Here is a 21,486-nt window from a genome sequence, read left to right on the forward strand (position 1 = left end):
AGCACGTCATGATCACACAGGTCGAGCACACCACGGCCGGCATGCCCGCCGGCGCCGCCGACATCGCCCTGGCCCTGGAGGTCGCCGGCGCACTGCACGCGCCGACGGCTCCGTCCAGGGCGCCGGAGCTGGCGACCGCCGGCCCCCGCGCGGGTCGCAGGACCGCCACGGCCCGCGGCCGCCGCCGTACCGTACGAGGCTGAAGGCGTGCGAGGCTGAAGGCGTTCGAGCTCGCTCAGCCGCCCCGCATCCCGCCCCCTTTCCCACCGCACCCGAGGATCCGAGCCCATGAGCCCCGCCGATGGCGACCGTGACCCCCAGCGCATCCTGATCGTCGACGACGAGCCGGCGGTGCGCGAAGCACTCCAGCGCAGCCTCGCCTTCGAGGGGTACGACACCGAGGTCGCGGTCGACGGCGCGGACGCCCTGGACAAGGCCACCTCCTACCGGCCCGACCTCGTGGTCCTCGACATCCAGATGCCCCGCATGGACGGCCTGACCGCCGCCCGGCGCATCCGCGGCGCCGGTGACACCACGCCGATCCTGATGCTGACGGCCCGCGACACGGTCGGTGACCGTGTCACCGGGCTGGACGCGGGGGCCGACGACTACCTCGTCAAGCCGTTCGAACTGGACGAGCTGTTCGCCCGGGTCCGCGCGCTGCTGCGCCGCAGCTCGTACGCGGCGGCGGCCGGGGCGGGAGCGGCCGACGAGGACGAGGCGCTGACCTTCGCCGACCTGCGCATGGACCTCGCGACACGGGAGGTCACGCGGGCCGGGCGGCCGGTGGAGCTGACCCGTACCGAGTTCACGCTGCTGGAGATGTTCATGGCGCATCCGCGCCAGGTGCTGACGCGTGAGCAGATCCTGAAGGCGGTCTGGGGCTTCGACTTCGAGCCGTCGTCGAACTCGCTGGACGTCTACGTCATGTATCTGCGCCGCAAGACCGAGGCGGGCGGCGAGCCGCGGCTCGTGCACACGGTGCGGGGTGTGGGGTACGTCCTGCGACAGGGCGGCGCCGAGTGAGCAAGGTCCTACGCCGCTTCCGCTCCCTGCCGATCCGGTCCCGACTGGCGCTGCTGGTGGCGGCGGCGGTGGCGTTCGCGGTGGCGGCGGTTTCGGTTACCTGTTGGTTCATTGTGCAGGGGAAGCTGTACGAGCAGGTCGACGACGATCTCAAGAAGGCGTCGATGAGGATGCCTGGCCAGCTGCAGGACGCGCTCACCAATTGCACCGAGACCCCGTACGGCACCGGCGTCTTCCGGAACACGTACTCCCAGCTGGTCCAGGAGGACGGCACCGTCTGCGTCCTTCAGGACTCCGCGGCAACGGTACAAGTCAACTCGGCGGACAAGACCGCCATCAAGGACGGTCACACGGACAAGGTCTACTTCCGCAACGGCACAGCCGGGGACGGCACCGACGTCCGCGTGCTCACCCGACCGCTCGGCGGCACCGCCACCCCTTCCGGGGAGGACGGTCCGAACGTCGGGCTCGTCGTGGCCGTGTCCTTGAAAAGCACGCAGAAGACCCTCAACGAGCTGGCCCTCATCCTCCTCCTCGTCTCCGGCGTAGGAGTGCTCGGTGCTGGTGCCGCCGGTCTCGCCGTGGCCCGTGCCGGTCTGCGTCCAGTCGACAAGCTCACCGAGGCCGTGGAACACGTCGCCCGCACCGAGGATCTGAACATCCGCATCCCGGTGGAGGACGAGGCCGAGGACGAGGTGGCCCGGCTGTCCCGTTCCTTCAACTCCATGACCTCGGCGTTGGCGAGCTCCCGCGAGCTGCAGCAGCAGCTCATCGCGGACGCGGGCCACGAGCTGCGTACACCGCTGACGTCGTTGCGCACGAACATCGAACTCCTCACCCGCAGCGAGGAGACCGGACGCCCCATCCCCGAGGCGGACCGCAAGGCCCTGCTGGCGTCGGTGAAAGCGCAGATGACGGAACTTGCGGCGCTCATAGGCGATCTGCAGGAGCTGGCCCGCTCGGAGGGGCAGCGGGGTGAGCGCGTCCAGGTGATCTCGCTGGAGGACACGGTGGAGGCGGCCCTGCGCCGGGCCCGGCTCCGCGGCCCGGAGCTGACGATCACCGCCGACATCCAGCCCTGGTACGTACGGGCGGAACCGGCGGCCCTCGAACGCGCCGTGGTCAACATCCTCGACAACGCGGTGAAGTTCAGCCCCGAGGCCGGCACGATCGAGGTCGCCCTGCACGACGGCGTCCTGACCGTCCGCGACCACGGCCCCGGCATCCCCGCCGACGAACTCCCTTACGTCTTCGACCGCTTCTGGCGCTCGCCATCAGCCCGAGCACTGCCCGGCTCAGGCCTGGGCCTGTCCATCGTGGCCCGCACGATCGAGCAGGCCGGAGGCAACGTGACGCTGAGCCAAGCGGAGGGCGGCGGAACCATCGCGACCCTACGCTTGCCCGGCGCCCCGACTCCGCCACCGGACTCGGCGTCTTAACCGTCGTGATCCAGACCGTCATCTCGATGCCCTCCGGCGGTGGCGACGGCGGCGGTCGGCACCCTGCTCCACGCCATCCACCTGAGCCGACAGAACCGCCCGGCTAGCTCTTGACGCCGGCCAGGAAGGACGTCCAGGAAGTCGCCGTGAAGACGAGTACGGGGCCGTCGTCCGGGCGCTTGCTGTCCCGGACGGGGACTATGCCGGGGTGGTCGTCGGAGACCTCGACGCAGTTGTTGTCTCCCCCGGCGCTGTAGCTGGACTTGCGCCAGGCGGCGGCGCTGAGGTCGGGGGTCTGCTTCATGATCTGTGCTCCTCCAGTACGTCCCGGATGAACGCGAGCGAGTCCGACGGGGGCAAAGCGAGGTCCCGGAGCCGATCGTAGGACAATCGGTGCCCCAAGACGCCGTCCGATTCCTCGGTCAGCTCGCCCCCGGTGTTGCCTTCCGTGTAGGCAACACCGCTCCCGTCCTTCTGCCACAGCAGAGTGAGCGATCCCTGCATGTGGTGGTGTACCCCGGCAGTAAAGGGCAGCACTTGAAGCGTCACGTTCGGCCACATCGCGACGGCCTCGATGCGAAGCAGTTGGTCCTCCCACGTCTTCCGAAGTGCGGCGGGGCGTCGGAGCGCGAACTCGTCCATGATGATGCGGACGTTGGGTTCCGGCTTCTGCCGCAGCAGGTACTGCCTTCCGATGCGAGCCGCGACCTGCTCCTCGACCCAGCCGTCGTCCTCAGGTGTTGCCTGGAGGCCAGACAACACCTCCCTGGCGAAGTCCTCGGTCTGTAGAAGCCCAGGCACGCCCAGCGAGAACTTCCACATGATCCGCGCCGTCGCCTCCAGCTCCATGAACCGCTTGAACTGGTCCATGAACGCGTCCAGGCGCGCTGCCTTCCAGTGGCTGACTAGCAGGTCACCGGACCCGTAGTACCCGTCCAGATCCTCCATGACCGTCACCTTGGAGAGTCGGCCTCCCGACTCCAGCCGACTCAGGTAGCTCTTGTCGTACCCGGTGTCGTCGGCGAGTTGCCCCAGCGACTTCCCCGCCTTCTCCCGCAGGAACTTCAGCGTTCGGCCAAGCACAATCCGCCCCGACTCGCGCTCTTCGTCAACCACTTCGCCTCCGTCACCCCTCCCCGTTGCCTGGCGCCGCAGACAACACCAACCCTCTTCCGCAGCGTACGTCTCACCTGTGACCATCGAGACACGAACGGTGATCACCGCTCGTCAGCCCCGTCCGCCATGACGAAACCCCCGCAGCCGATGGCACTCGGCTCGGGGGCGTGGCCGACGTATGCCCTGAAGGAGAGACCGCCGACATGCGTGAACGTACCGCCCGGCTCATCGAATCGCTACTGAATGCACTCGTACGAGCACTGCTGCCGACCCAGGGGCGACACCGGGCGGCCCCACCCCAACCCCCGCCCGCGCAACGGCCGTTGGTCCGTCACCGCACCCACGTGTGCCCCTGTGAGCGTGAGCGGATCCTGCAACGTCGCCGCACCCTCTGGGTCGCCGCCTATGGCATCGACGCCGCCCCGCGCCCTGTCCGCCCGGAGGTGCGCTCCCGGTGAGCCTCCACGAACTCCGGCTCCTTCCCTGGACCACCCCCGAAGGCAACCCCTGCTATCTCAGCGCCGACAGCGACCACAGCGCGCTCTCCCGGCTCGCCGACGACCTGGAGGCGGCCCAACTCGACTCGGGCGCACAGGTACTCGCCGGCGCCCGAGCCGTCCTCGCCGACCCCGGCGCCGGCGAACGCGCGGTGCGCTTCGCGCTCACCCGGGCCGTGGAGTCACTGGACGACGCCCTGCGGGTCGCGGTCAGCCGCGGGCGCCGCATCCCGGCACGGCACCGGTGACCCGGCAACCTTCGCGCGCCGCGCGGCGACCCACCGTCGGACCATCCCCCGCACGGAACGGATCGCCGTATGAGTGAGAACCGCAGCAGGACACGTCATCGCAGAGGCAGGTCGGGGTTGGCGGTCGGGGTGCCCCTGGCGCTGACCGTCGCCGGGGCGCTCGCCCACGGCGCGGGTCTCGGGCCGCTCGGGACCGGGGCGCAGCAGCGGGCCGCCGCCGCGACCGCCGCCGCTCCCGCCTGGGCCACCGCCGTCGCCGACGGGTTCGCCTCAGTCGACTCCCTGGGTCAGAACGGGACTTACGGAGGGCGCGACGGGCAGATCGTGACCGTCAGGACGCAGGCCGAGCTGGAGAAGTACGCCACGGCCGCCGAGCCGTACGTCATCGTCGTGGCCGCCACCATCGACATGAACCCGGTCGGAAAGGAGATCAAGGTCCGGTCCGACAAGACCATCGTGGGGTCCGGGACGTCCGGGCACATCGTCGGCGGCGGCTTCTTCCTCGGCCCCGGCGTGCACAACGTGATCATCCGGAACCTCACCATCCGGGACACGTACCAGGGTGTCTGGAACGACAAGGACCACGACTTCGACGCGATCCAGATGGACGGCGCGCATCACGTGTGGATCGACCACAACGATCTGCGCCACATGGCCGACGGCCTCATCGACGTCCGCAAGGACAGCACGAACGTCACCGTCTCCTGGAACAGGCTGAGCGACGACAACAAGGCCTTCGGGATCGGGTGGACGGACAACGTCGTCACCGACATCACGATCCACCACAACTGGATCCGCGAGACCGAGCAGCGCAACCCGTCCACCGACAACGCCGCCCACGCGCACCTCTACGACAACTTCCTGGAGGACGTGGCCGGCACCGACATCAAGTCGTCGTACGGCAACTACGCGCGCGGGAGGGACGGCGATGGTCCTGGAGAACTCCTACTTCCAGGGCGTGAACAATCCCGTCATCAAGGACGCCACCGCCGCCCTCGTCCAGCGCGGCAACGTCTTCTCGGGCACCGGCGGCCGTAACGAGAGCGGCGGTGCGGCCTTCGATCCGAAGGCGTACTACTCGTACACGCTGGACGCCGCCTCCAGCGTGCCCTCGCTGCTCAAGGCCGGTGCCGGGCCGCGCAGTTCGATCGGCGGCGCCGCCGTGAGCGTGAAGGCCGCCACCACCCTGACCGTCGCCAAGGACGGCAGCGGGCAGTACACGACCGTGCAGGCCGCCGTGAACGCCGTACCGGCGAACAACGCCTCGCGGGTCGTGATCGCCGTGAAGCCGGGCACGTACCGCGAGACGGTGAAGGTGCCGGCCGACAAGCCGCACGTCACCCTCCAGGGCACCGGCGGCAGCCGCAAGGACACGGTGATCGTCTACAACAACGCGGCGGGCACGCCGAAGCCCGACGGTTCGGGGACGTACGGCACGGGCGGCAGCGCGACGGTCGCCGTGGAGGCCGACGACTTCCAGGCCCGCAACCTCACCGTCTCCAACGACTTCGACGAGAAGGCGAACCAGAACCTGAGCGGCCATCAGGCCGTCGCGCTGCGCACCGCCGCCGACAAGGTGTTCCTCGACGGCGTCATCGTCGACGGCGACCAGGACACGCTGCTGCTGGACACGGCGGCGAAGGACCGGCTCGGCCGGGTGTACGTCGTGAACTCCTACGTCCTGGGCAACGTCGACTTCATCTTCGGGCGGGCGACCGCCGTGATCGACCGGTCCGTCATCACGCTGAAGAAGCGCTGGGACGGCAGCTCGGGCGGGTACGTCACCGCCCCGAGCACGGCCGCGAACCGCAAGGGCATCCTGATCGCGAACTCGGCCGTGAGCGGCGACGTCTCCGCGTCCAGCTTCTACCTCGGCCGGCCCTGGCACGCGGGCGGCGACGCCACCCTCGACCCCCAGACGACGGTGCGCGACACGACGCTCGGTGCGGCGGTGAAGTCCACTCCCTGGACCGACATGAGCGGGTTCTCCTGGAAGGACGACCGGTTCGCCGAGTACCGGAACACCGGCGCCGGTTCGGGCCCGGCGAGCACGAACCGGCCTCAGCTGACCGACGCCCAGGCCGCCGCCCAGGAGGTCGCGGACTGGCTCGGGGACTGGACGCCGACCGCCTCCTGAGGCGGAAGGTCAAGGCGGGCGCGGGAGAACACCAAGAGCGGGCCAAAAGCCGATCATGGGTTTCCCGCGTCCGGCCATGATTCGGCAACCCGAACTGATGTCCTGTCATTCGAGCGTACGTTCCTGCCCGTGAACGCTGAGAGATCCGTCGGCGCCCAGCCGACCGCATCCGCCCACCGGTCAGCCCTTTCCGCTCCCGCCCGCCGCGCACTCCTGCGGTTCGGGCTCACCGGGGCCGCGACACTGGGGGCCACCGCAGCCCTCGGCACGGCCCCCGCGTCCGCCACCCCCACCCCCACCCCTGCCTCCCGTCATCGGCCGGAGACGCCCGACGAGGCCCTGCGCGAGCTGGCCGCCGGGAATCTGCGCTGGCGCACCTTCCGTGAGCGCCATCCCGACGAGTCGCCCGCGGTCCGACAGAGCCTGACGTCCGGTCAGCATCCGTTCGCCGTCGTCCTCGGCTGCATCGACTCGCGGGTACCGCCGGAGCTGGTCTTCGACCAGGGACTCGGCGACCTGATGACCGTGCGCTCCGCCGGCGAGGTCCTGGACGAGGCCGTGCTCGGCAGCGTCGCCTACGGGGTGCTGGAGCTGGACATCCCGCTGGTGCTGGTGCTCGGGCACCAGTCGTGCGGTGCGGTGAAGGCCGCCGTCGAGGCGGACGAGTCCGGGGAGCGGCTGCCGGCCCACATCCAGTACATCGCCGACCAGATAGCCCCGAACATAGATCGCACGCAGGAGGGCGACGCCCGCGTCGACTCGACCATCGACGTCAACGTCCGTGCCGTACGGGCCCGGCTCGCCGCCGAGCCCGACCTCGCCGCGAAGGTCGCCACCGGCCGACTGGCGATCGTCGGCGCCCGCTACGACCTGACGAACCAGCGCGTCCGCCGCCTGGTCTGAGGCCGGTCGCCCGGCGTGCTCGGCGTCAGGTGAGGCCGAGTACGCCGGGGTCCGCGGTCACCGTGCCGGACGGTCCCGCCAGCCGCGCGTACACCCCGCCCCGCGCCGTCAGCTCCGCGTGGGTCCCCGTCTCCACCAGCCGGCCGTCGTCCACGACCAGAATCCGGTCCGCGTCGGGGGCGAGGCTGAGGTCGTGGGTGATCACGATCGTGGTGCGGCCGGACATGAGGCGGCGCAGCGGCCGGACGATCCGGCGGGCGGCGACCGAGTCGAGGCCGGCCGTGGGTTCGTCCAGGACCAGGACGGGGGCGTCGCGCAGCATGGCGCGGGCGATCGTGACGCGCTTGAGCTGGCCGCCGGAGAGGGCCGCCGTGCCGGGGGCGATGCGGGTGTCGTAGCCCTCGGGGAGCGCCGTGATGAAGTCGTGGGCCGCCGCCGCGCGGGCCGCCCGCTCGATGTCCGCCGCGCTCGCGCCGGGCCGGCCGCAGGCGATGTTCTCGCGGACGGTGCCGTTGAGGATCAGCGTCTCCTGGGGCAGCAGGGCGACGTTCTCGCGCAGGAAGTCAAGGCCGAGGAGGGGCAGCGGTACGCCGTCCAGGGTGATCACGCCGGACAGCGGGTCGTAGAAGCGGGTCAGGAGCTTGGCCGTGGTCGACTTGCCGGCGCCGGACGGGCCGGTGACGACGATCAGCTCGCCGGGGTCCGCCGTGAAGCTCAGGTCGGACACCGACGCCCGCGTCGCCGCCGGGTAGCCGAAGGTCACCCGGTGGAGGCCGACCCGGCCCCGCACCGGCCAGGGCGCGACCGGTGCGGCGGGGTCGGTGACGGCGGGCTCGGCGTCCAGGATCTCGCCGAGGCGCTGGGCGCCGGCGGTGGCGGCGGTGAGGGTGAGACCGAGTTGGCCGAGGTTGCGGACCGGCGGGTAGAGGTAGCCGATGAAGGCGGCGAAGGCGAGGAGCTGGCCGAGGGTCATCCGGCCGGCGGAGATCTCCCAGACGCCCAGGCCGATCACGGTCAGCACGCAGAGCGTCTCCACCACCTCGACGAACTGCTCGTACATCTCGCTGAGCCGGGCGCCCCGCACGGACGCCTTCATCCAGGCGCGCGCCTCCCGGTCGAGGAGCCTCTCCTCGGCACGGCGGCGGTTGTACGCCTGGGTGAGGACGACGTTGCCCAGGGACTCCTCGACGACCGAGGTGATCGAGCCGTCGGCGACCCGTTCGTCCTGTGAGGCGGTGCGGATACGGCCGGCGAAGCGGCGGGCGGCCAGCAGGAACAGGGGCGCGAGCACGAACGTGACGAGGGCGAGGTCCCAGCGCAGCCAGAGGGCCGCGGCGGAGTAGAAGAGGGCCGAGAACGCGGCCGCGACGGTGCCGACGACACCGGAGACGACCATCTGCTCGATGGCCTCGACGTCCCCGGTGAGCCGCTCGACCAGATCGCCCCTGCGGTGCTGCTGGAAGAAGTGCGGCGGCATGTCCTGGACGTGCCGGAACACCTTCGCGCGCAGCCGCAGCACGAATCTCTCGGCGGTCCAGGTGGCGAGCGAGTTGCCCAGGTAGCCGACGAGCGCGCCCAGTGCGGCGACGCCCAGCCAGGCCGCCGCCGGACCCCAGAACGCCGACAGTGAGCCGGCCTTCAGCGCGTGGTCGGTGAGCTGCGCGAACAGCAGGATCGACGCGGTCTCGGCGAGCGCGGCCACGACCACGCAGGCCACGATGACGACCAGCCACTTCCGGTCGCCCCGCGTCAGCGGCCAGAACCGCCGGAAGGCGTTGCGCACTTCCCTCATGCTCAAGTCCCTTTCCCGAAGCGTTCGGACATGCGGGAGGCGGGGCCCCGGTGCAATCCGGTGACCCCGCCTCGCCGTCATTCTTATTTGTCCCGTACGGCTACTGACTCAGCACTTATGGGACACCGGACGCCGCTTCGGAGCCGCCTTCTTCGCGGGCGCCTTCTTCTTCGATGCCGGCGCCGGGGCGGGCTTGCGGGACGTCTTGACCGGGGCGACCTTGTGGAAGCTCATCGAGATCTCCTTGCTCTGCGGATTTCGTTTTCGTGTCGATCGCTTTCGACATGGAAAACATTACGGGACCCCGAACCCGAAAATCGCCAATTCCGCTGAGACCTCTATTAATTACGCCTGAGAAGGCTTTTCAGAGGATTCCAGGAACTAAATCGCCCTTACACAGAATTCATTTCGGGCGGCCCACCGCCAGGCCCGCGCCCTCCAGACGCACCCTGATCCCGTCCTTCTCCACCCGCACGTCCCGCAGCGTCACCCGGCCGCTCGGGGGTTCCGGGAGGCGGAAGCCCAGGGAGAGCTGGTCGGTGAGGACGGGGCGGGTGAGGCGGGGCAGGGCGTCCAGCAGGGCGGGGTCGAAGCCCAGGAGGGCCAGGAGCTGGGGGTGGTCCAGGGCCAGGTCGATGAGGTTCAGCCGCATCGCCTGGTGCAGGAAGCGCGGGGTGCCGACCAGCTCGGTGAGCTTGGACTCGTTGCGCAGCGCCTCGCGCACGAGGGAGTCGGGGACGCCCAGGCGCCGTACGACCGCGGGCACGGACAGCAGCGCCTTGGCCTTGCGGGTCTCGTGGGCGAGCCGGGCGACCGACTCCCGGCTCAGATGCAGCCCCTGCGAGGTGCGGGCACCGGGCCGGTACGTGGCGAGGTCCCCTATGTCCAGGCGCATGCCGCCGATGTGCGTGGCGATGCCGCGGTCGCCGTTGCGCACGATCCGGGCCTCGGCCCGCAGCCGCAGGTCGTGCCCGGCGACCGGCAGGGTGCCGCGCGCGCGGACCCGGTCGTGGCCCTCCCCGGTGAACGTCACCTGGGACGCGCCGAGTTCGCGGTTCAGGTCGGCGAAGGAGAGCAGGACGTCGCCCTGCAGATGGGGGACGTCGGCGCCGCGCACCGAGGCGGGGCCGTCGGTGTCCAGCCGTACGTCTCTCGCTGTCGCCGTCACCTGGGCCAGCGAGATCCGGTCGGCGGCGAGGTCGGGGACGGTCACCTTGACCGAGTCCAGCCGTTCGTCGGCGAGCTGGGTGAGGAAGGGGAAGCCGGCGATCTCGACCTCGGGAGCGGCCGTGAGTTTCAGCCGGGTCTTGAGGGTGTCGGCCGCTCTGCGCTCGGCGTACAGCAGCGCCCAGCGGTCGGCGAGGGTGAGGAAGGCGGCGACGACGAGGATCCCGACGACGGCCTTCATCGCGAAGGGGAGGCCCGCGAGGCGGCCGCGCCGCTTGCGCCGGCTGCCCTTGCGGTGGTTGGGCGGGGCCCAGGGGTCGTCCTGGGCCTCCGCCTCGTCCCGCGCATGCTCCGTGTCCGCTACGAGGAACTCCTCCAGCGGACCGTCGGCCGGTGGGCCTTCGTCCAGTCCGCCGAGCTCCTCGTAGGGGTTTGCATAAGGATGCGCCGTTATGTGGTGGGGGGAACGCATCGGCCCATCCGACCATGCGCACGCCCCCCACCCGCAACCTCTACCGGAGGTTTGCGATCTAGTTCACGCCGGTTCACTTACTTGAGGCATGAACTATCCCGCCTGGTAAGGCACTTGCTACTGAACGACCGTGATCCGGTTCGCCGCCGGCGGCTGGATCGGGTTCGCCGCCGTGGAGTTCGCCGTCAGGTACTTCTCCAGCACCGTCAGGTCGTCCGTGCCGACGAGGTCGTTGGTGCCCTGGCCCAGCGTGGTGAAGCCGTCGCCGCCGCCCGCGAGGAAGTTGTTCATCGCGACGCGGTACGTGGCCGCCGGGTCGATCGCCGCACCGTTCAGCTTGATCGAGTCCGCCACCACACGGTCCGCGCCCGACTTCGTCAGGTCCAGCGTGTAGGTCAGGCCCGAGGAGATCTGCAGGATCTTCGGGGAGGCCGCGTTCGTGCCGCTGACCTGCTCCTTGAGCACCTGGATCAGCTGTGCGCCGGTGAGGTCCTGAAGGTTGACCGTGTTGGAGAACGGCTGCACCGCGAAGCCCTCGGCGTAGGTCACCACGCCGTCGCCCTCGCTGCCCTTGGCCGCGAAGGTCAGCGGCGCACGGATGCCGCCCGGGTTCATCAGCGCCAGGTCCGTCTCCGGGTCCAGCTCCTTGCCGTAGGCGAACTGCGCGTCCGCGATCAGGTCACCGAGCGGGGACTCGGTGCCGGCGCTCGGGATGTCCGCGGAGATGTAGCCGATCGCGCGGTTGCCGATGGGCGCCGCGAGGGTGTTCCACTTCGAGATCAGCTCGGTCATGTCGGGCGCCTTGGGGACGTCCCGGGTGACCACGCGGTTCGCGGACTTCACGGCCGTACGGGCGATGTCGCCGGTGAAGCGGTCGTACGTCAGCGTCGTGTCGGTGTAGAGCCGGCCGAAGGACGCGGCCGAGGTGACCATGCGGGGCTTGCCCGAGGGGTCGGGGATCGTGCAGACGTAGGCCGCGTGCGTGTGGCCCGTCACCAGCGCGTCCACGGACGGCGTGACGTTCTTGGCGATGTCGGCGATCGGGCCGGAGATGCCGTCACCCGCGCCGGGGGCGTCACAGTTGTAGTTGTAGGCGCCGGAAGCCGGCTGCCCGCCCTCGTGGATCAGCGCGACGATCGACTTCACGCCCTGGCGCTGGAGCACCTTGGCGTACTTGTTGATCGTGTCGACCTCGTCCTTGAACTTCAGGCCCTTGACGCCCTCGGCGGAGACGACGCCCGGAGTGTCCTCCAGGGTCACACCGATGAAGCCGATCTTGACGTCCTTCTTCTTCCACACCCAGTACGGCGCGAGGATCGGCTTGCCGCTCTTCTCGCTGAGCACGTTGGCCGCCAGGTACGGGAAGTCGGCGCCCGTGAACTTCTGGTCCGTGTAGCAGCCGGCGGTCGGGTGGCAGCCGCCGTTCTGGAGCCGGGACAGCTCCTTGGCGCCCTCGTCGAACTCGTGGTTGCCGACGGAGGTGACGTCCAGGTCGAGCTTGTTCAGGGCCTCGATGGTGGGCTCGTCGTGGAAGAGGCCCGAGATCAGCGGGGAGGCGCCGACCATGTCGCCGCCGGCCGCGGTGATGGAGTACTTCTGGCCCTCACGGGCCTGGCGCAGGTGCGTGGCGAGGTACTCCACGCCGCCCGCGTCGATGGTCTTCGTCGTGCCGTCCGCCTGCAGTTCGGTGACCCGGCCGGAGGAACCGGCCGGCGGCTCCAGGTTGCCGTGCAGGTCGTTGAAGGACAGCAGCTGGACGTCCTGGTAGCGGCTGAAGTGGTGACCGCCGCCGTGCTTCTGCGAGCTCTCGCCCGCCGACGCCGTGGCGGGCAGGGCCGCGGCCAGGGCGCCCGCGGTGGCGAGGGTCGCGGCGGTCGCGACCAGAGCGTACGTACGGCGTCTGCGGTGGTGCTGCTGGTGGGATGTGGCTGACATCCGCCCCCCTGCGAGTCGTGAAGGACGCGCAGGTCGTGCCCGACCCGCGCGTCATGAATGACATGGCCCCGTCGGGCGGCAGCCTAGAGTCAACGCGCGTAGCGCGACAGGGGGTTCCGGGTTACAGCCTGATTGCTTCTGAGGTTGCCGCCGCCCCTGATTCCCGTGCCGGGACTTTGCCCGGACCGCCCCTTACCCTCGTACGCATGACCAGCGACGACACCGCACGCCCCCTCCCCGTCCGTTCCATCGAGACCTACTCCGCGCTCGCCCCCGAGCAGACCGAGGCCGTACTGGAGCTGCTGGCGGAGTCCGCCCGGAACGACGGGCAGCAGGCGGTGTCCGAGCAGGGCCGGCTCCAGCTGCGCGGAGGGGAGCGCGAGGGTGTCTCGCATCTGCTGCTGACCGTCGCCGGCGAACTCGTCGGCTACGCCCAGCTGGAGGACACCGACCCGGTGGAGGCCCCGGCCGCCGAACTCGTCGTCCACCCCTCGCACCGCGGCCACGGCCACGGCCGCGCGCTGGGCTCGGCCCTGCTGGCCGCGTCCGGCAAGCGACTGCGGGTGTGGGCCCACGGCGGGCACTCCGCCGCCCGCCATCTCTCCCAGGTCCTCGGCCTCACCCTGTTCCGCGAACTGCGTCAGATGCGCCGCCCGCTGGCCGATCTGAACCTGCCCGACCCGGTACTGCCCGAGGGCGTCACCGTCCGTACCTTCGTGCCCGGCCAGGACGACGCGGCCTGGCTCGCCGTGAACGCCGCCGCCTTCGCCCACCACCCCGAGCAGGGCTCCCTCACCCAGCGCGACCTCGACGACCGCAAGGCGGAGCCGTGGTTCGACCCCGCCGGGTTCTTCCTGGCGGAAGGGGACGGCGAACTCGTCGGCTTCCACTGGACGAAGGTCCACGCGGAGGAGGGGCTCGGCGAGGTGTACGTCCTCGGGGTGCGCCCCGGTGCCCAGGGCGGCGGCCTCGGCAAGGCCCTGACCTCGATCGGCCTGCGGCACCTGGCGGCCCAGGGGCTGCCCGCCGCGATGCTCTACGTCGACGCGGACAACAAGGCGGCGGTGTCGGTGTACGAACGGCTCGGGTTCACGACGTACGAGACGGACCTGATGTACCGCACCGAGACCTGACAGCGGGTACGGATACCCGACATAACTCCCGTAAGGGGCGGCGATCTTGACGCCGCCCCTTCTTTTGCACCACCCTTTCACTACTCAATTAGTGAAAGGGTGGTGGAACGGATGGTCGAGTACCGCATCGACCGGCGCTCCGGCGTCGCCACCTACGTGCAGATCGTCCAGCAGACCAAACAGGCCCTGCGTCTGGGCCTGTTGGAGCCGGGCGACAAGCTGCCGACGGCCCGCGAGGTCGTCGAGGCGACCGCCATCAACCCCAACACCGTGCTCAAGGCCTACCGCGAGCTGGAACGCGAGGGCCTGGTCGAGGCGCGGCGGGGGCTCGGCACGTTCGTGCGACGGGGACTGAACACCGCGCCGGCGGACTCGCCGTTGCGTGCCGAACTGGACGCCTGGGCCGCACGGGCCCGCGCGGCCGGACTGGACCGCGACGACGTGGACGCTCTCTTCACTTCCGTACTGGACACGCATTTCAAGGGGGACGAGTCATGAACGGGACCGCCATCGAGGCGGCCGGGCTGAGCAGGACGTTCGGACGACGGCGCAGGGCCGCGCTGGACGGATGCGACTTCCGGCTCCCGACGGGCAGCGTGTGCGCCGTCGTCGGCCCGAACGGCGCCGGCAAGTCGACCCTGCTCTCCCTCGCCGCCGGCCTGATCCGCCCCACCGGGGGCACCGTCACCGTCCTCGGCCAGGCCCCGGCCGCGGTCCGCGAACGCCTCGCGTACGTCGCCCAGGACAAGCCCCTGCACCCCCAGCTCACCGTCGCCGACACCCTGCGCTTCGGCCGTGAGCTCAACCCCGGCCGCTGGGACACGAAGGTCGCCGAACGGATCGTCGACGAGGGCGAACTCGAACCCGACGCCAGGATCCGCACCCTCTCCGGCGGCCAGCGCACCCGCGTCGCGCTCGCCCTCGCCCTCGGCAAGCGGCCCGAACTGCTGCTCCTGGACGAGCCGATGGCCGACCTCGACCCGCTGGCCCGGCACCAGCTGATGGCCACGCTCATGGCGGACGCCGCCGAGCACGGCACCACGGTTGTCATGTCCTCGCACGTGGTGGCCGAGCTGGACGGCTCCTGCGACCACCTCCTGCTCCTCGGCGCGGGCCGGGTCCGCCTCGCCGGCCCGCTGGACGACCTGCTCACCGCGCACCGCCTGGTCACCGGCAGGGCCGACACGCCCCTGGCCCCGCACACGGTGATCGAGTCCCGCACGACGGGCCGTCAACTCACCGCGCTGATACGGCCCGAGGGCCCGCTCGACACCGGCTGGCAGACCACCGCCCCGACCCTGGAAGAGCTGGTCCTGGCCCACCTGCGCGCCCCGCAGGCCCCGGTCCTGCGCCTCGACGACGTGCGGGAGGCCGCCGTATGACCGCCGTGACGACCATCGAGACGCCGACCGCCGCCACGTCCTCCCGGGGTCCGCGCGGACTGCTCTGGACGATGCTGCGGGTGCACCGCTCGGCGCTGTGGTTCTGGGTGCTGCTGGTGGCCTTCGGCGCGGGAGCGCTGCTGTGGGCCCACGGTCCGGCGGCGGACGCCGCCTGGGCCGAGTTCCGGCGGATGGGGTGCGACTCGGGGCAGCCGGTCCTCGGCTGCGACGACATCGGTCCCGCCTACAACCGGTACGACACCTTCAGCGCCCTGGGCGCCGGAGTGCTCGGCCTCGCGCCCTTCCTCGCCGCGGCCTGGGCGGGCGGGGCGCTGATCGGGCGCGAGCTGGAGAACGGCACGGCACAGCTGGCGTGGACGCAGTCCGTCTCCCCGGCCCGCTGGCTGGCCGCCAAGCTCGCCCTGCCGGCCGCCCTGCTCGCCACCGGCACCCTCACGCTCACGGTGCTGCACCGCATGCTGTGGTCCACGGACGGACAGCTGCTCCTGGCGACGGGCTCACGGGACTGGCACCAGGGCACCACGTTCGAGGCCAACGGCACCCTCGCCACGGCGTACGCGCTGCTCGGCCTCGCCGTCGGCGTCCTCGCGGGCCTGCTCCAGCGCCGGGCCCTGCCCGCACTGGGCACGGCGGTCGTGGGCCTGACGCTGCTCGCGACCTCGATCGGCACACTGCGCCCGCATCTGTGGCCGGTCGAGACGCTGACCGCCAAGGACGGCTACCCGGAGTACATCGGCATGGTCCTCGGCGAGGGCGCGCTCACCTCCACCGGTGCCCGGGTGTCGGACCCCATGTGCATCGACAACGCCAAGTGCCTGGCCGACCACGACATCGCCGGCTTCTACCGCGACTACCACCCCTCCTCCCACTTCTGGCCCCTCCAGCTGATGGAGACGGGCATCGTCCTCGCGGTGACGGCACTGGCGGTACTGATCGCCTTCCGGCTGCTGAAGCGGCGTACGGGGGCCGTCGCATGACGGCCACGCTCACCGCCCCGGCCACCCCGGCCACCCGCGGCCCGCGCGGCCTGGTCCGGGTCCTCATGCAGGTGCACCGCATGGCGTTCGCCTTCTGGGCGGTGGCCCTGATCGGCGCCACGGCCGGACTGATCTGGATGTACGCCATCGGCGACGCGGCCCGCGAGGGCAACGTCCCGTGCACGACGCCGGCCCGCTACGGCTATCCCGCCTGCGCGTCCGTCGAGACGATCACCGCGGACGACGTCTACTCCAGCGGGATCGGCCTGATCGCCACCGTCCTGACGTACGCGGTCCTGCTCGTGGCGCCCTGGGCCGGCGGCGCGCTCATCGGGCGCGAGCTGGAGAGCGGAACCGCCCGGCTCGCCTGGACCCAGTCGGTCTCCCCGGCCCGCTGGCTGGCCGCCAAGCTCGCCGTTCCTGCCGTGCTGCTCACCGCAGGCACCGGCGTGACCGTCCTGCTGCACGACTGGGCGCGCGGGGACGACGCTGCCGACCTGGTCGGGGACTGGTACAACGCGGACTCGTTCGTCGGCACCGGCCCGACGGCCGTGGCGTACGTCCTGGCCGGCCTCGCCCTCGGCGCGCTCGCCGGAATGCTGCTGGGACGGGCCCTGCCCGCCGCCGGGGCGGGCTTCGCGGCCGCGCTCGTCCTGTGCGGTGTGCTGGAGACGTTCCGCGAGCACCTGTGGCCGACGGTCACCCGCAGCGGAGTCGAACCCAGTGCCGAGCTGCCCCGCTCGGCCTGGGCGCTCCGCTGGGACACGGAGACGGGCTCCCCCACCGGCAGCGTCACGTTCCACCCCCGGTCCCACTTCTGGCCCCTCCAGCTCGTCGAGACCGGCATCCTTCTCGCCGTCGCCGCCACCGCGGCCCTGGCCGCCTTCTGGCTGCTGCGCCGCCGCACCCCGTAGATTCCGCCGCACGTCCCTCCATCCGGGGGAGGGACGTGCGGTCTGGACACACGTGCGGCCACGTAGACGCTCGCGAGCCGCCCCCCGCTATCCCACACGCCATGTCTCCGTAACCATTGGTTCAGACGGACTTGCGACCCTCAGCCAATGACCGCCGCCGTGCCAGAGCCTTCGCTTCCCGCACAGGGGGGCGCGAGGAACGGGGACGCACGACGCCTCCCCGCGACGCTCCCGCCCGCGCTTTCCGACGCGCCCATTGGGCTCGATGCGCGGAACAATGGGCATATGAGCCAGTCCTCCAACGCCCAGGCCAAGGCCCACCCGTCTCCCACCGCCGCCCTTGGTGGAGGCCCTTCGGGCCGCGGGGCCAATTCGAACGCCCAGCCCTCCGTGGGCTCCATAGCCGCGCACCGCCCGCACACGGTCACCTCGGCGGTCGTCTCCGATCTGGAACCGGACATCGACGCCGACCTCGACGCGTACGAGGTCACCGAGATCGAAGGTGTCCAGCTGCCCCAGGGCCGGTTCCTGGACCGGGAGCGCAGCTGGCTCGCGTTCAACGAGCGGGTCCTCGAACTCGCCGAGGACCCGAACACCCCGCTCCTGGAGCGGGCCAACTTCCTGGCGATCTTCGCCAGCAACCTGGACGAGTTCTTCATGGTCCGCGTGGCCGGACTGAAGCGCCGTATCGCCACCGGTGTCGCCACCCGGTCCGCGTCCGGCCTCCAGCCCCGCGAGGTCCTGGAGATGATCTGGGCCCGCTCCCGCGAGCTGATGGCCCGGCACGCCGCGTGCTACCACGAGGACGTCGCCCCCGCGCTCGCGGAGGAGAGCATCCACCTCGTCCGCTGGAACGAGCTGACGGAGAAGGAGCAGGCCCGCCTCTTCACGCTGTTCCGGCACCAGATCTTCCCGGTGCTGACGCCGCTGGCGGTCGACCCGGCGCACCCCTTCCCGTACATCTCCGGCCTGTCGCTGAACCTGGCCGTGCGCGTGCGGAACCCCGTCACCGGCACGCCGCACTTCGCCCGTGTGAAGGTGCCGCCGCTGCTCTCCCGTTTCCTGGAGGCCTCCCCCGGCCGGTTCGTCCCGCTGGAGGACGTGATCGCCGCGCACCTGGAGGAGCTCTTCCCGGGCATGGAGGTCCTGGAGCACCACGCCTTCCGGGTCACCCGCAACGAGGACCTGGAGGTCGAGGAGGACGACGCGGAGAACCTCCTCCAGGCCCTGGAGAAGGAGCTCATGCGGCGCCGCTTCGGCCCGCCGGTGCGCCTGGAGGTCGAGGAGAACATCAACCAGGAGGTCCTGGACCTGCTGGTGCGCGAGCTGAAGATCAGCGAGGCCGAGGTCTACCCGCTGACCGGTCCCCTGGACCTCACCGGCCTCTTCCGCATCGCCTCCATCGACCGGCCCGAGCTGAAGTACCCGAAGTTCGTCGCGGGCACCCATCGCGATCTCGCCGAGGTCGAGTCGGCGTCCGCGCCGGACATCTTCGCCGCGCTGCGCAACCGGGACGTGCTGCTGCACCACCCGTACGACTCGTTCTCCACGTCCGTGCAGGCCTTCCTGGAGCAGGCGGCCGACGACCCGGACGTCCTCGCGATCAAGCAGACCCTGTACCGGACCTCCGGCGACTCCCCCATAGTCAACGCGCTCATCGACGCCGCCGAGGCCGGCAAGCAGGTCCTGGTGCTGGTCGAGATCAAGGCCCGGTTCGACGAGCACGCCAACATCAAGTGGGCGCGCAAACTGGAGGAGGCCGGCTGCCACGTCGTCTACGGCCTGGTCGGCCTCAAGACGCACTGCAAGCTGTCGCTGGTGGTCCGCCAGGAGGGCGAGACGCTGCGGCGCTACAGCCACGTCGGCACCGGCAACTACCACCCGAAGACGGCGCGGCTGTATGAGGACCTGGGCCTGCTGACCGCCGACCCGCAGGTGGGCGCGGACCTGTCCGACCTGTTCAACCGCCTGTCCGGCTACTCGCGGCGGGAGACCTACCGGCGGCTGCTGGTCGCCCCGAAGTCCCTGCGTGACGGGCTGATCGCGCGGATCAACAAGGAGGTCCAGCACCACCGTGCCGGGCGTCCCGCCTACATCCGCATCAAGGTCAACTCCATCGTCGACGAGGCGATCATCGACGCCTGCTACGCCGCGTCCCAGGCGGGCGTGCCGGTCGACATCTGGGTCCGCGGCATCTGCGCGATCCGCCCGGGCGTGACCGGACTGTCGGAGAACATCCGCGTCCGCTCGGTCCTCGGCCGCTTCCTCGAACACTCCCGGGTCTTCGGCTTCGGCAACGGCGGCGAACCCGAGGTGTGGATAGGCAGCGCCGACATGATGCACCGCAACCTCGACCGCCGTATCGAGGCCCTGGTCAGGGTCACCGACCCGGCCCACCGTGCCGCACTGAACCGGCTCCTGGAGACCGGTATGTCCGACACCACCGCGTCCTGGCACCTGGGCCCGGACGGCGAGTGGACCAGGCACGCGACGGACGCGGAGGGCCAGCCCCTGCGCAACGTCCAGGAGATGCTCATAGACGCCCGGAGGCGCCGGCGTGGCACAGCAACACCTTGATCCGACGGACCCCACGGCCGGGACAGTGTCCGGGGACGCCCTCGCGGGCTACCTGCGCGCCCAGGCCACGGAGTTCCTGCGAGCCCTGCGCCTGCACCGGGAGACCGGCGGCGACGGAGGTGCCCCGGCGCGAACCAAGGCGCGCGCCGGGGAGAACGGCACGCAGGAGTCCGTCGACGCGGCACGGGCCCTGCGCCGCTCCGCCCGCCGTATCAGCGCCAGCCTGCACACGTTCCGGCCGCTGCTGGACGCCGACTGGTCGGAGGCCATCCGCCCCGAACTGGCCTGGCTGTCCGGCACGCTGGCGATGGAGCACGCCTACGCGGCCCGCCTGGAGCGGCTGCTGCTGGCGCTGCACCGGTTGTCGGGCGCGGCCGTGCTGCCGGCGCAGGCGGGCGTGCTCGGCATGCCCGGCGCGGGAGAGACGGCCGGCGGTGGCGCCGACGTGGCCGCGGGCAGCCGTACCGCCGGGGCGGCGCGGGTAGGCGCCGCGGCATCCGGCAACGCCGGGCCCCCGGCCCACCCGGCGGCCACCCCGGAACGCGGCAATCTCACGGTCGGCGCGGCAAAAGCGGGCGCCCTGCTCGAACGCCAGCTGACCCTGGCCCGGACGCGGGCCCACAGCACCGCCCTCCAGGCCCTCGGCTCCTCCCGCTTCCACGCGGTCGCCGACAGCATCGCCGTACTGGCCAGCGAGGTCCCGCTCACCCCGGCCGCGGCCACCACCGGCCTGCGCCCTCTGGCGGGCGCGGCCGAGGAGCGGCTCACCGACGCGGTGGCGGCGCTGCCGCTGGTGACCGCCGGCAGCCCGTACAACGCCGAGGCGCTGATCCACGGCCTCTCCCCGGACCCGGCCCCGCATCCGCAGGACGCGCCCTGGCACCAGGTCCGCCTGCTGCTGCGCCTGCACCGCTACGCCCGCGAGGTCCTGCACGGCGACTCCGCGCAGGTGGACGTACGGCTGCTCACGGCGGGCCAGTCCCTCAACCGGCACCGTGACGCCTCCGAGGCGGCGGCCGCCGCGGCCCAGGCCGCGCGCACTCCGCGCATCGCTCCCGCCACCGCCTACGCCCTCGGTGTGCTGCACGCCGACCAGCGGCACGAGGTGGAGGCGGCGCGGTTCGCGTTCCAGCAGTGCTGGCAGATGCAGACCGTGGGCACGCCTTAGCGATCCTGAGGCTCGCCCTGGGAACCCCTGACCACAGGTAGACCCGAAGGAGGCAGACTTCCGGTGACTGACGCGAAGGGCCTCACCGTCCATGCGGCCGGCTGCGTCCTGTGGCGCCGTTCGCCGGTAGACGGTGAGCTGGAGATATGCCTGGTCCACCGACCGAAGTACGACGACTGGTCGCACCCCAAGGGCAAGCTGAAACGTGGCGAGGACCCCCTTGTGGGGGCGCTGCGCGAGGTGCTGGAGGAGACGGGGCACTCCGCCGACCCCGGCGCCGAGCTGCCGACGCTGCGGTACCCGGCCAACGGCCGGCCCAAGGAGGTCCGCTACTGGGCGGCCGAGGCGGGCCCCGGCGCCTTCGCCCCCAACACGGAGGTGGACCGGGTCCTGTGGCTCCCCCCTGTGGCGGCCCGAGCGCGTCTGACCCAACCGAGGGATCGGTCCCTCGTGGACGCCCTGCTGCTGGCGCTCCGGCTGGCATAGTCCGAATCAACCCCGACAAAGCCTCGGAATACACCCGTGTCCTCAACGTAAGCGTTCCGTTACCTCACCCAGCCGTACCCAGGGGTTCACCCGTCG

19 protein-coding genes and 1 pseudogene are annotated in these 21,486 nt (G+C 71.1%); 14 read left to right on the forward strand and 6 right to left on the reverse strand.

Features of this window, described 5'->3' with window-relative positions; genetic code table 11:
- Positions 1 to 8: 8 nt before the first annotated feature.
- From ACGFW6_RS33270 to ACGFW6_RS33280, 3 genes are all read left to right on the forward strand, one after another.
- Positions 9 to 203: a hypothetical protein gene (locus ACGFW6_RS33270; RefSeq protein WP_393518309.1), complete on the forward strand. Its 195-nt coding sequence runs from the start codon at positions 9 to 11 to the stop codon at positions 201 to 203.
- A gap of 85 nt (positions 204 to 288) precedes the next feature.
- Positions 289 to 1,026, forward strand: a complete 738-nt coding sequence (locus tag ACGFW6_RS33275; RefSeq protein WP_393518311.1) for a response regulator transcription factor — start codon at positions 289 to 291, stop codon at positions 1,024 to 1,026.
- Positions 1,023 to 2,465: an ATP-binding protein gene (locus ACGFW6_RS33280; protein WP_393518314.1), complete on the forward strand. Its 1,443-nt coding sequence runs from the start codon at positions 1,023 to 1,025 to the stop codon at positions 2,463 to 2,465. Before ACGFW6_RS33275 ends, ACGFW6_RS33280 begins: the two co-directional genes overlap by 4 nt.
- A gap of 103 nt (positions 2,466 to 2,568) precedes the next feature.
- Here the strand turns inward: ACGFW6_RS33280 and ACGFW6_RS33285 are convergent, their stop codons facing one another.
- Positions 2,569 to 2,769, reverse strand: coding sequence for a DUF397 domain-containing protein (locus ACGFW6_RS33285; protein ID WP_393518317.1), 201 nt, complete (start codon positions 2,767 to 2,769; stop codon positions 2,569 to 2,571).
- On the reverse strand, positions 2,766 to 3,581 hold the full coding sequence (locus ACGFW6_RS33290) for a helix-turn-helix domain-containing protein (protein WP_393518320.1): 816 nt from the start codon (positions 3,579 to 3,581) through the stop codon (positions 2,766 to 2,768). The genes ACGFW6_RS33285 and ACGFW6_RS33290 overlap by 4 nt, the downstream gene beginning before the upstream one ends.
- Positions 3,582 to 4,035: 454 nt before the next feature.
- On the opposite strand from ACGFW6_RS33290, the gene ACGFW6_RS33295 reads away from it, so the two are divergent.
- The 3 genes and pseudogenes from ACGFW6_RS33295 to ACGFW6_RS33305 all read left to right on the forward strand — a co-directional run bounded on the left by ACGFW6_RS33295 (position 4,036) and on the right by ACGFW6_RS33305 (position 7,366).
- A complete protein-coding gene (locus ACGFW6_RS33295; protein WP_393518323.1) occupies positions 4,036 to 4,326 on the forward strand; it encodes a hypothetical protein in 291 nt (96 codons plus the stop codon).
- Positions 4,327 to 4,395: 69 nt separating this feature from the next.
- Positions 4,396 to 6,463, forward strand: a pseudogene (locus tag ACGFW6_RS33300) (pectinesterase family protein).
- A gap of 129 nt (positions 6,464 to 6,592) precedes the next feature.
- Complete coding sequence (locus ACGFW6_RS33305; protein WP_393518325.1) at positions 6,593 to 7,366, forward strand: carbonic anhydrase; 774 nt, start codon at positions 6,593 to 6,595, stop codon at positions 7,364 to 7,366.
- Positions 7,367 to 7,391: 25 nt separating this feature from the next.
- On the opposite strand, the gene ACGFW6_RS33310 is transcribed toward ACGFW6_RS33305, so the two are convergent.
- From ACGFW6_RS33310 to ACGFW6_RS33325, 4 genes are all read right to left on the reverse strand, one after another.
- Positions 7,392 to 9,158, reverse strand: a complete 1,767-nt coding sequence (locus ACGFW6_RS33310) for an ABC transporter ATP-binding protein (protein ID WP_393518328.1) — start codon at positions 9,156 to 9,158, stop codon at positions 7,392 to 7,394.
- Between the two features lie 108 nt (positions 9,159 to 9,266).
- Entirely contained in the window at positions 9,267 to 9,392 is a 126-nt protein-coding gene (locus tag ACGFW6_RS33315) for a hypothetical protein (RefSeq protein WP_255345799.1), read from the reverse strand.
- 169 nt (positions 9,393 to 9,561) lie between these two features.
- Positions 9,562 to 10,797, reverse strand: a complete 1,236-nt coding sequence (locus ACGFW6_RS33320; RefSeq protein ID WP_393518333.1) for a DUF2993 domain-containing protein — start codon at positions 10,795 to 10,797, stop codon at positions 9,562 to 9,564.
- 117 nt (positions 10,798 to 10,914) lie between these two features.
- On the reverse strand, positions 10,915 to 12,732 hold the full coding sequence (locus ACGFW6_RS33325; RefSeq protein WP_393518336.1) for a bifunctional metallophosphatase/5'-nucleotidase: 1,818 nt from the start codon (positions 12,730 to 12,732) through the stop codon (positions 10,915 to 10,917).
- A gap of 206 nt (positions 12,733 to 12,938) precedes the next feature.
- Between ACGFW6_RS33325 and mshD the strand changes: the two genes are divergently transcribed.
- From mshD to ACGFW6_RS33365, 8 genes are all read left to right on the forward strand, one after another.
- Positions 12,939 to 13,865 carry a mycothiol synthase gene (gene mshD / locus ACGFW6_RS33330; RefSeq protein WP_393518339.1) on the forward strand — a complete coding sequence of 309 codons (927 nt, stop codon included), beginning with the start codon at positions 12,939 to 12,941 and terminating at the stop codon, positions 13,863 to 13,865.
- Between the two features lie 111 nt (positions 13,866 to 13,976).
- Positions 13,977 to 14,363 (forward strand): GntR family transcriptional regulator, encoded by a 387-nt coding sequence (locus tag ACGFW6_RS33335; RefSeq protein ID WP_125527029.1) that lies wholly within the window; start codon positions 13,977 to 13,979, stop codon positions 14,361 to 14,363.
- Positions 14,360 to 15,247, forward strand: coding sequence for an ABC transporter ATP-binding protein (locus tag ACGFW6_RS33340; RefSeq protein ID WP_393518342.1), 888 nt, complete (start codon positions 14,360 to 14,362; stop codon positions 15,245 to 15,247). Before ACGFW6_RS33335 ends, ACGFW6_RS33340 begins: the two co-directional genes overlap by 4 nt.
- Positions 15,244 to 16,245 carry an ABC transporter permease gene (locus ACGFW6_RS33345; protein WP_393518345.1) on the forward strand — a complete coding sequence of 334 codons (1,002 nt, stop codon included), beginning with the start codon at positions 15,244 to 15,246 and terminating at the stop codon, positions 16,243 to 16,245. Before ACGFW6_RS33340 ends, ACGFW6_RS33345 begins: the two co-directional genes overlap by 4 nt.
- Positions 16,242 to 17,159, forward strand: a complete 918-nt coding sequence (locus ACGFW6_RS33350) for a hypothetical protein (protein WP_393518348.1) — start codon at positions 16,242 to 16,244, stop codon at positions 17,157 to 17,159. Before ACGFW6_RS33345 ends, ACGFW6_RS33350 begins: the two co-directional genes overlap by 4 nt.
- A 285-nt stretch (positions 17,160 to 17,444) precedes the next feature.
- Entirely contained in the window at positions 17,445 to 19,736 is a 2,292-nt protein-coding gene (locus tag ACGFW6_RS33355) for an RNA degradosome polyphosphate kinase (protein ID WP_393518351.1), read from the forward strand.
- Positions 19,717 to 20,904, forward strand: coding sequence for a CHAD domain-containing protein (locus tag ACGFW6_RS33360; protein ID WP_393518354.1), 1,188 nt, complete (start codon positions 19,717 to 19,719; stop codon positions 20,902 to 20,904). The genes ACGFW6_RS33355 and ACGFW6_RS33360 overlap by 20 nt, the downstream gene beginning before the upstream one ends.
- A 63-nt stretch (positions 20,905 to 20,967) precedes the next feature.
- The gene (locus tag ACGFW6_RS33365; protein ID WP_393518357.1) at positions 20,968 to 21,390 is read left to right on the forward strand and encodes an NUDIX hydrolase; all 423 of its coding nucleotides are present in this window, start codon (positions 20,968 to 20,970) and stop codon (positions 21,388 to 21,390) included.
- Positions 21,391 to 21,486 lie beyond the last annotated feature (96 nt).

The sequence above is a fragment of the Streptomyces sp. Y7 genome, assembly GCF_043195415.1.
Lineage (GTDB): Bacteria > Actinomycetota > Actinomycetes > Streptomycetales > Streptomycetaceae > Streptomyces.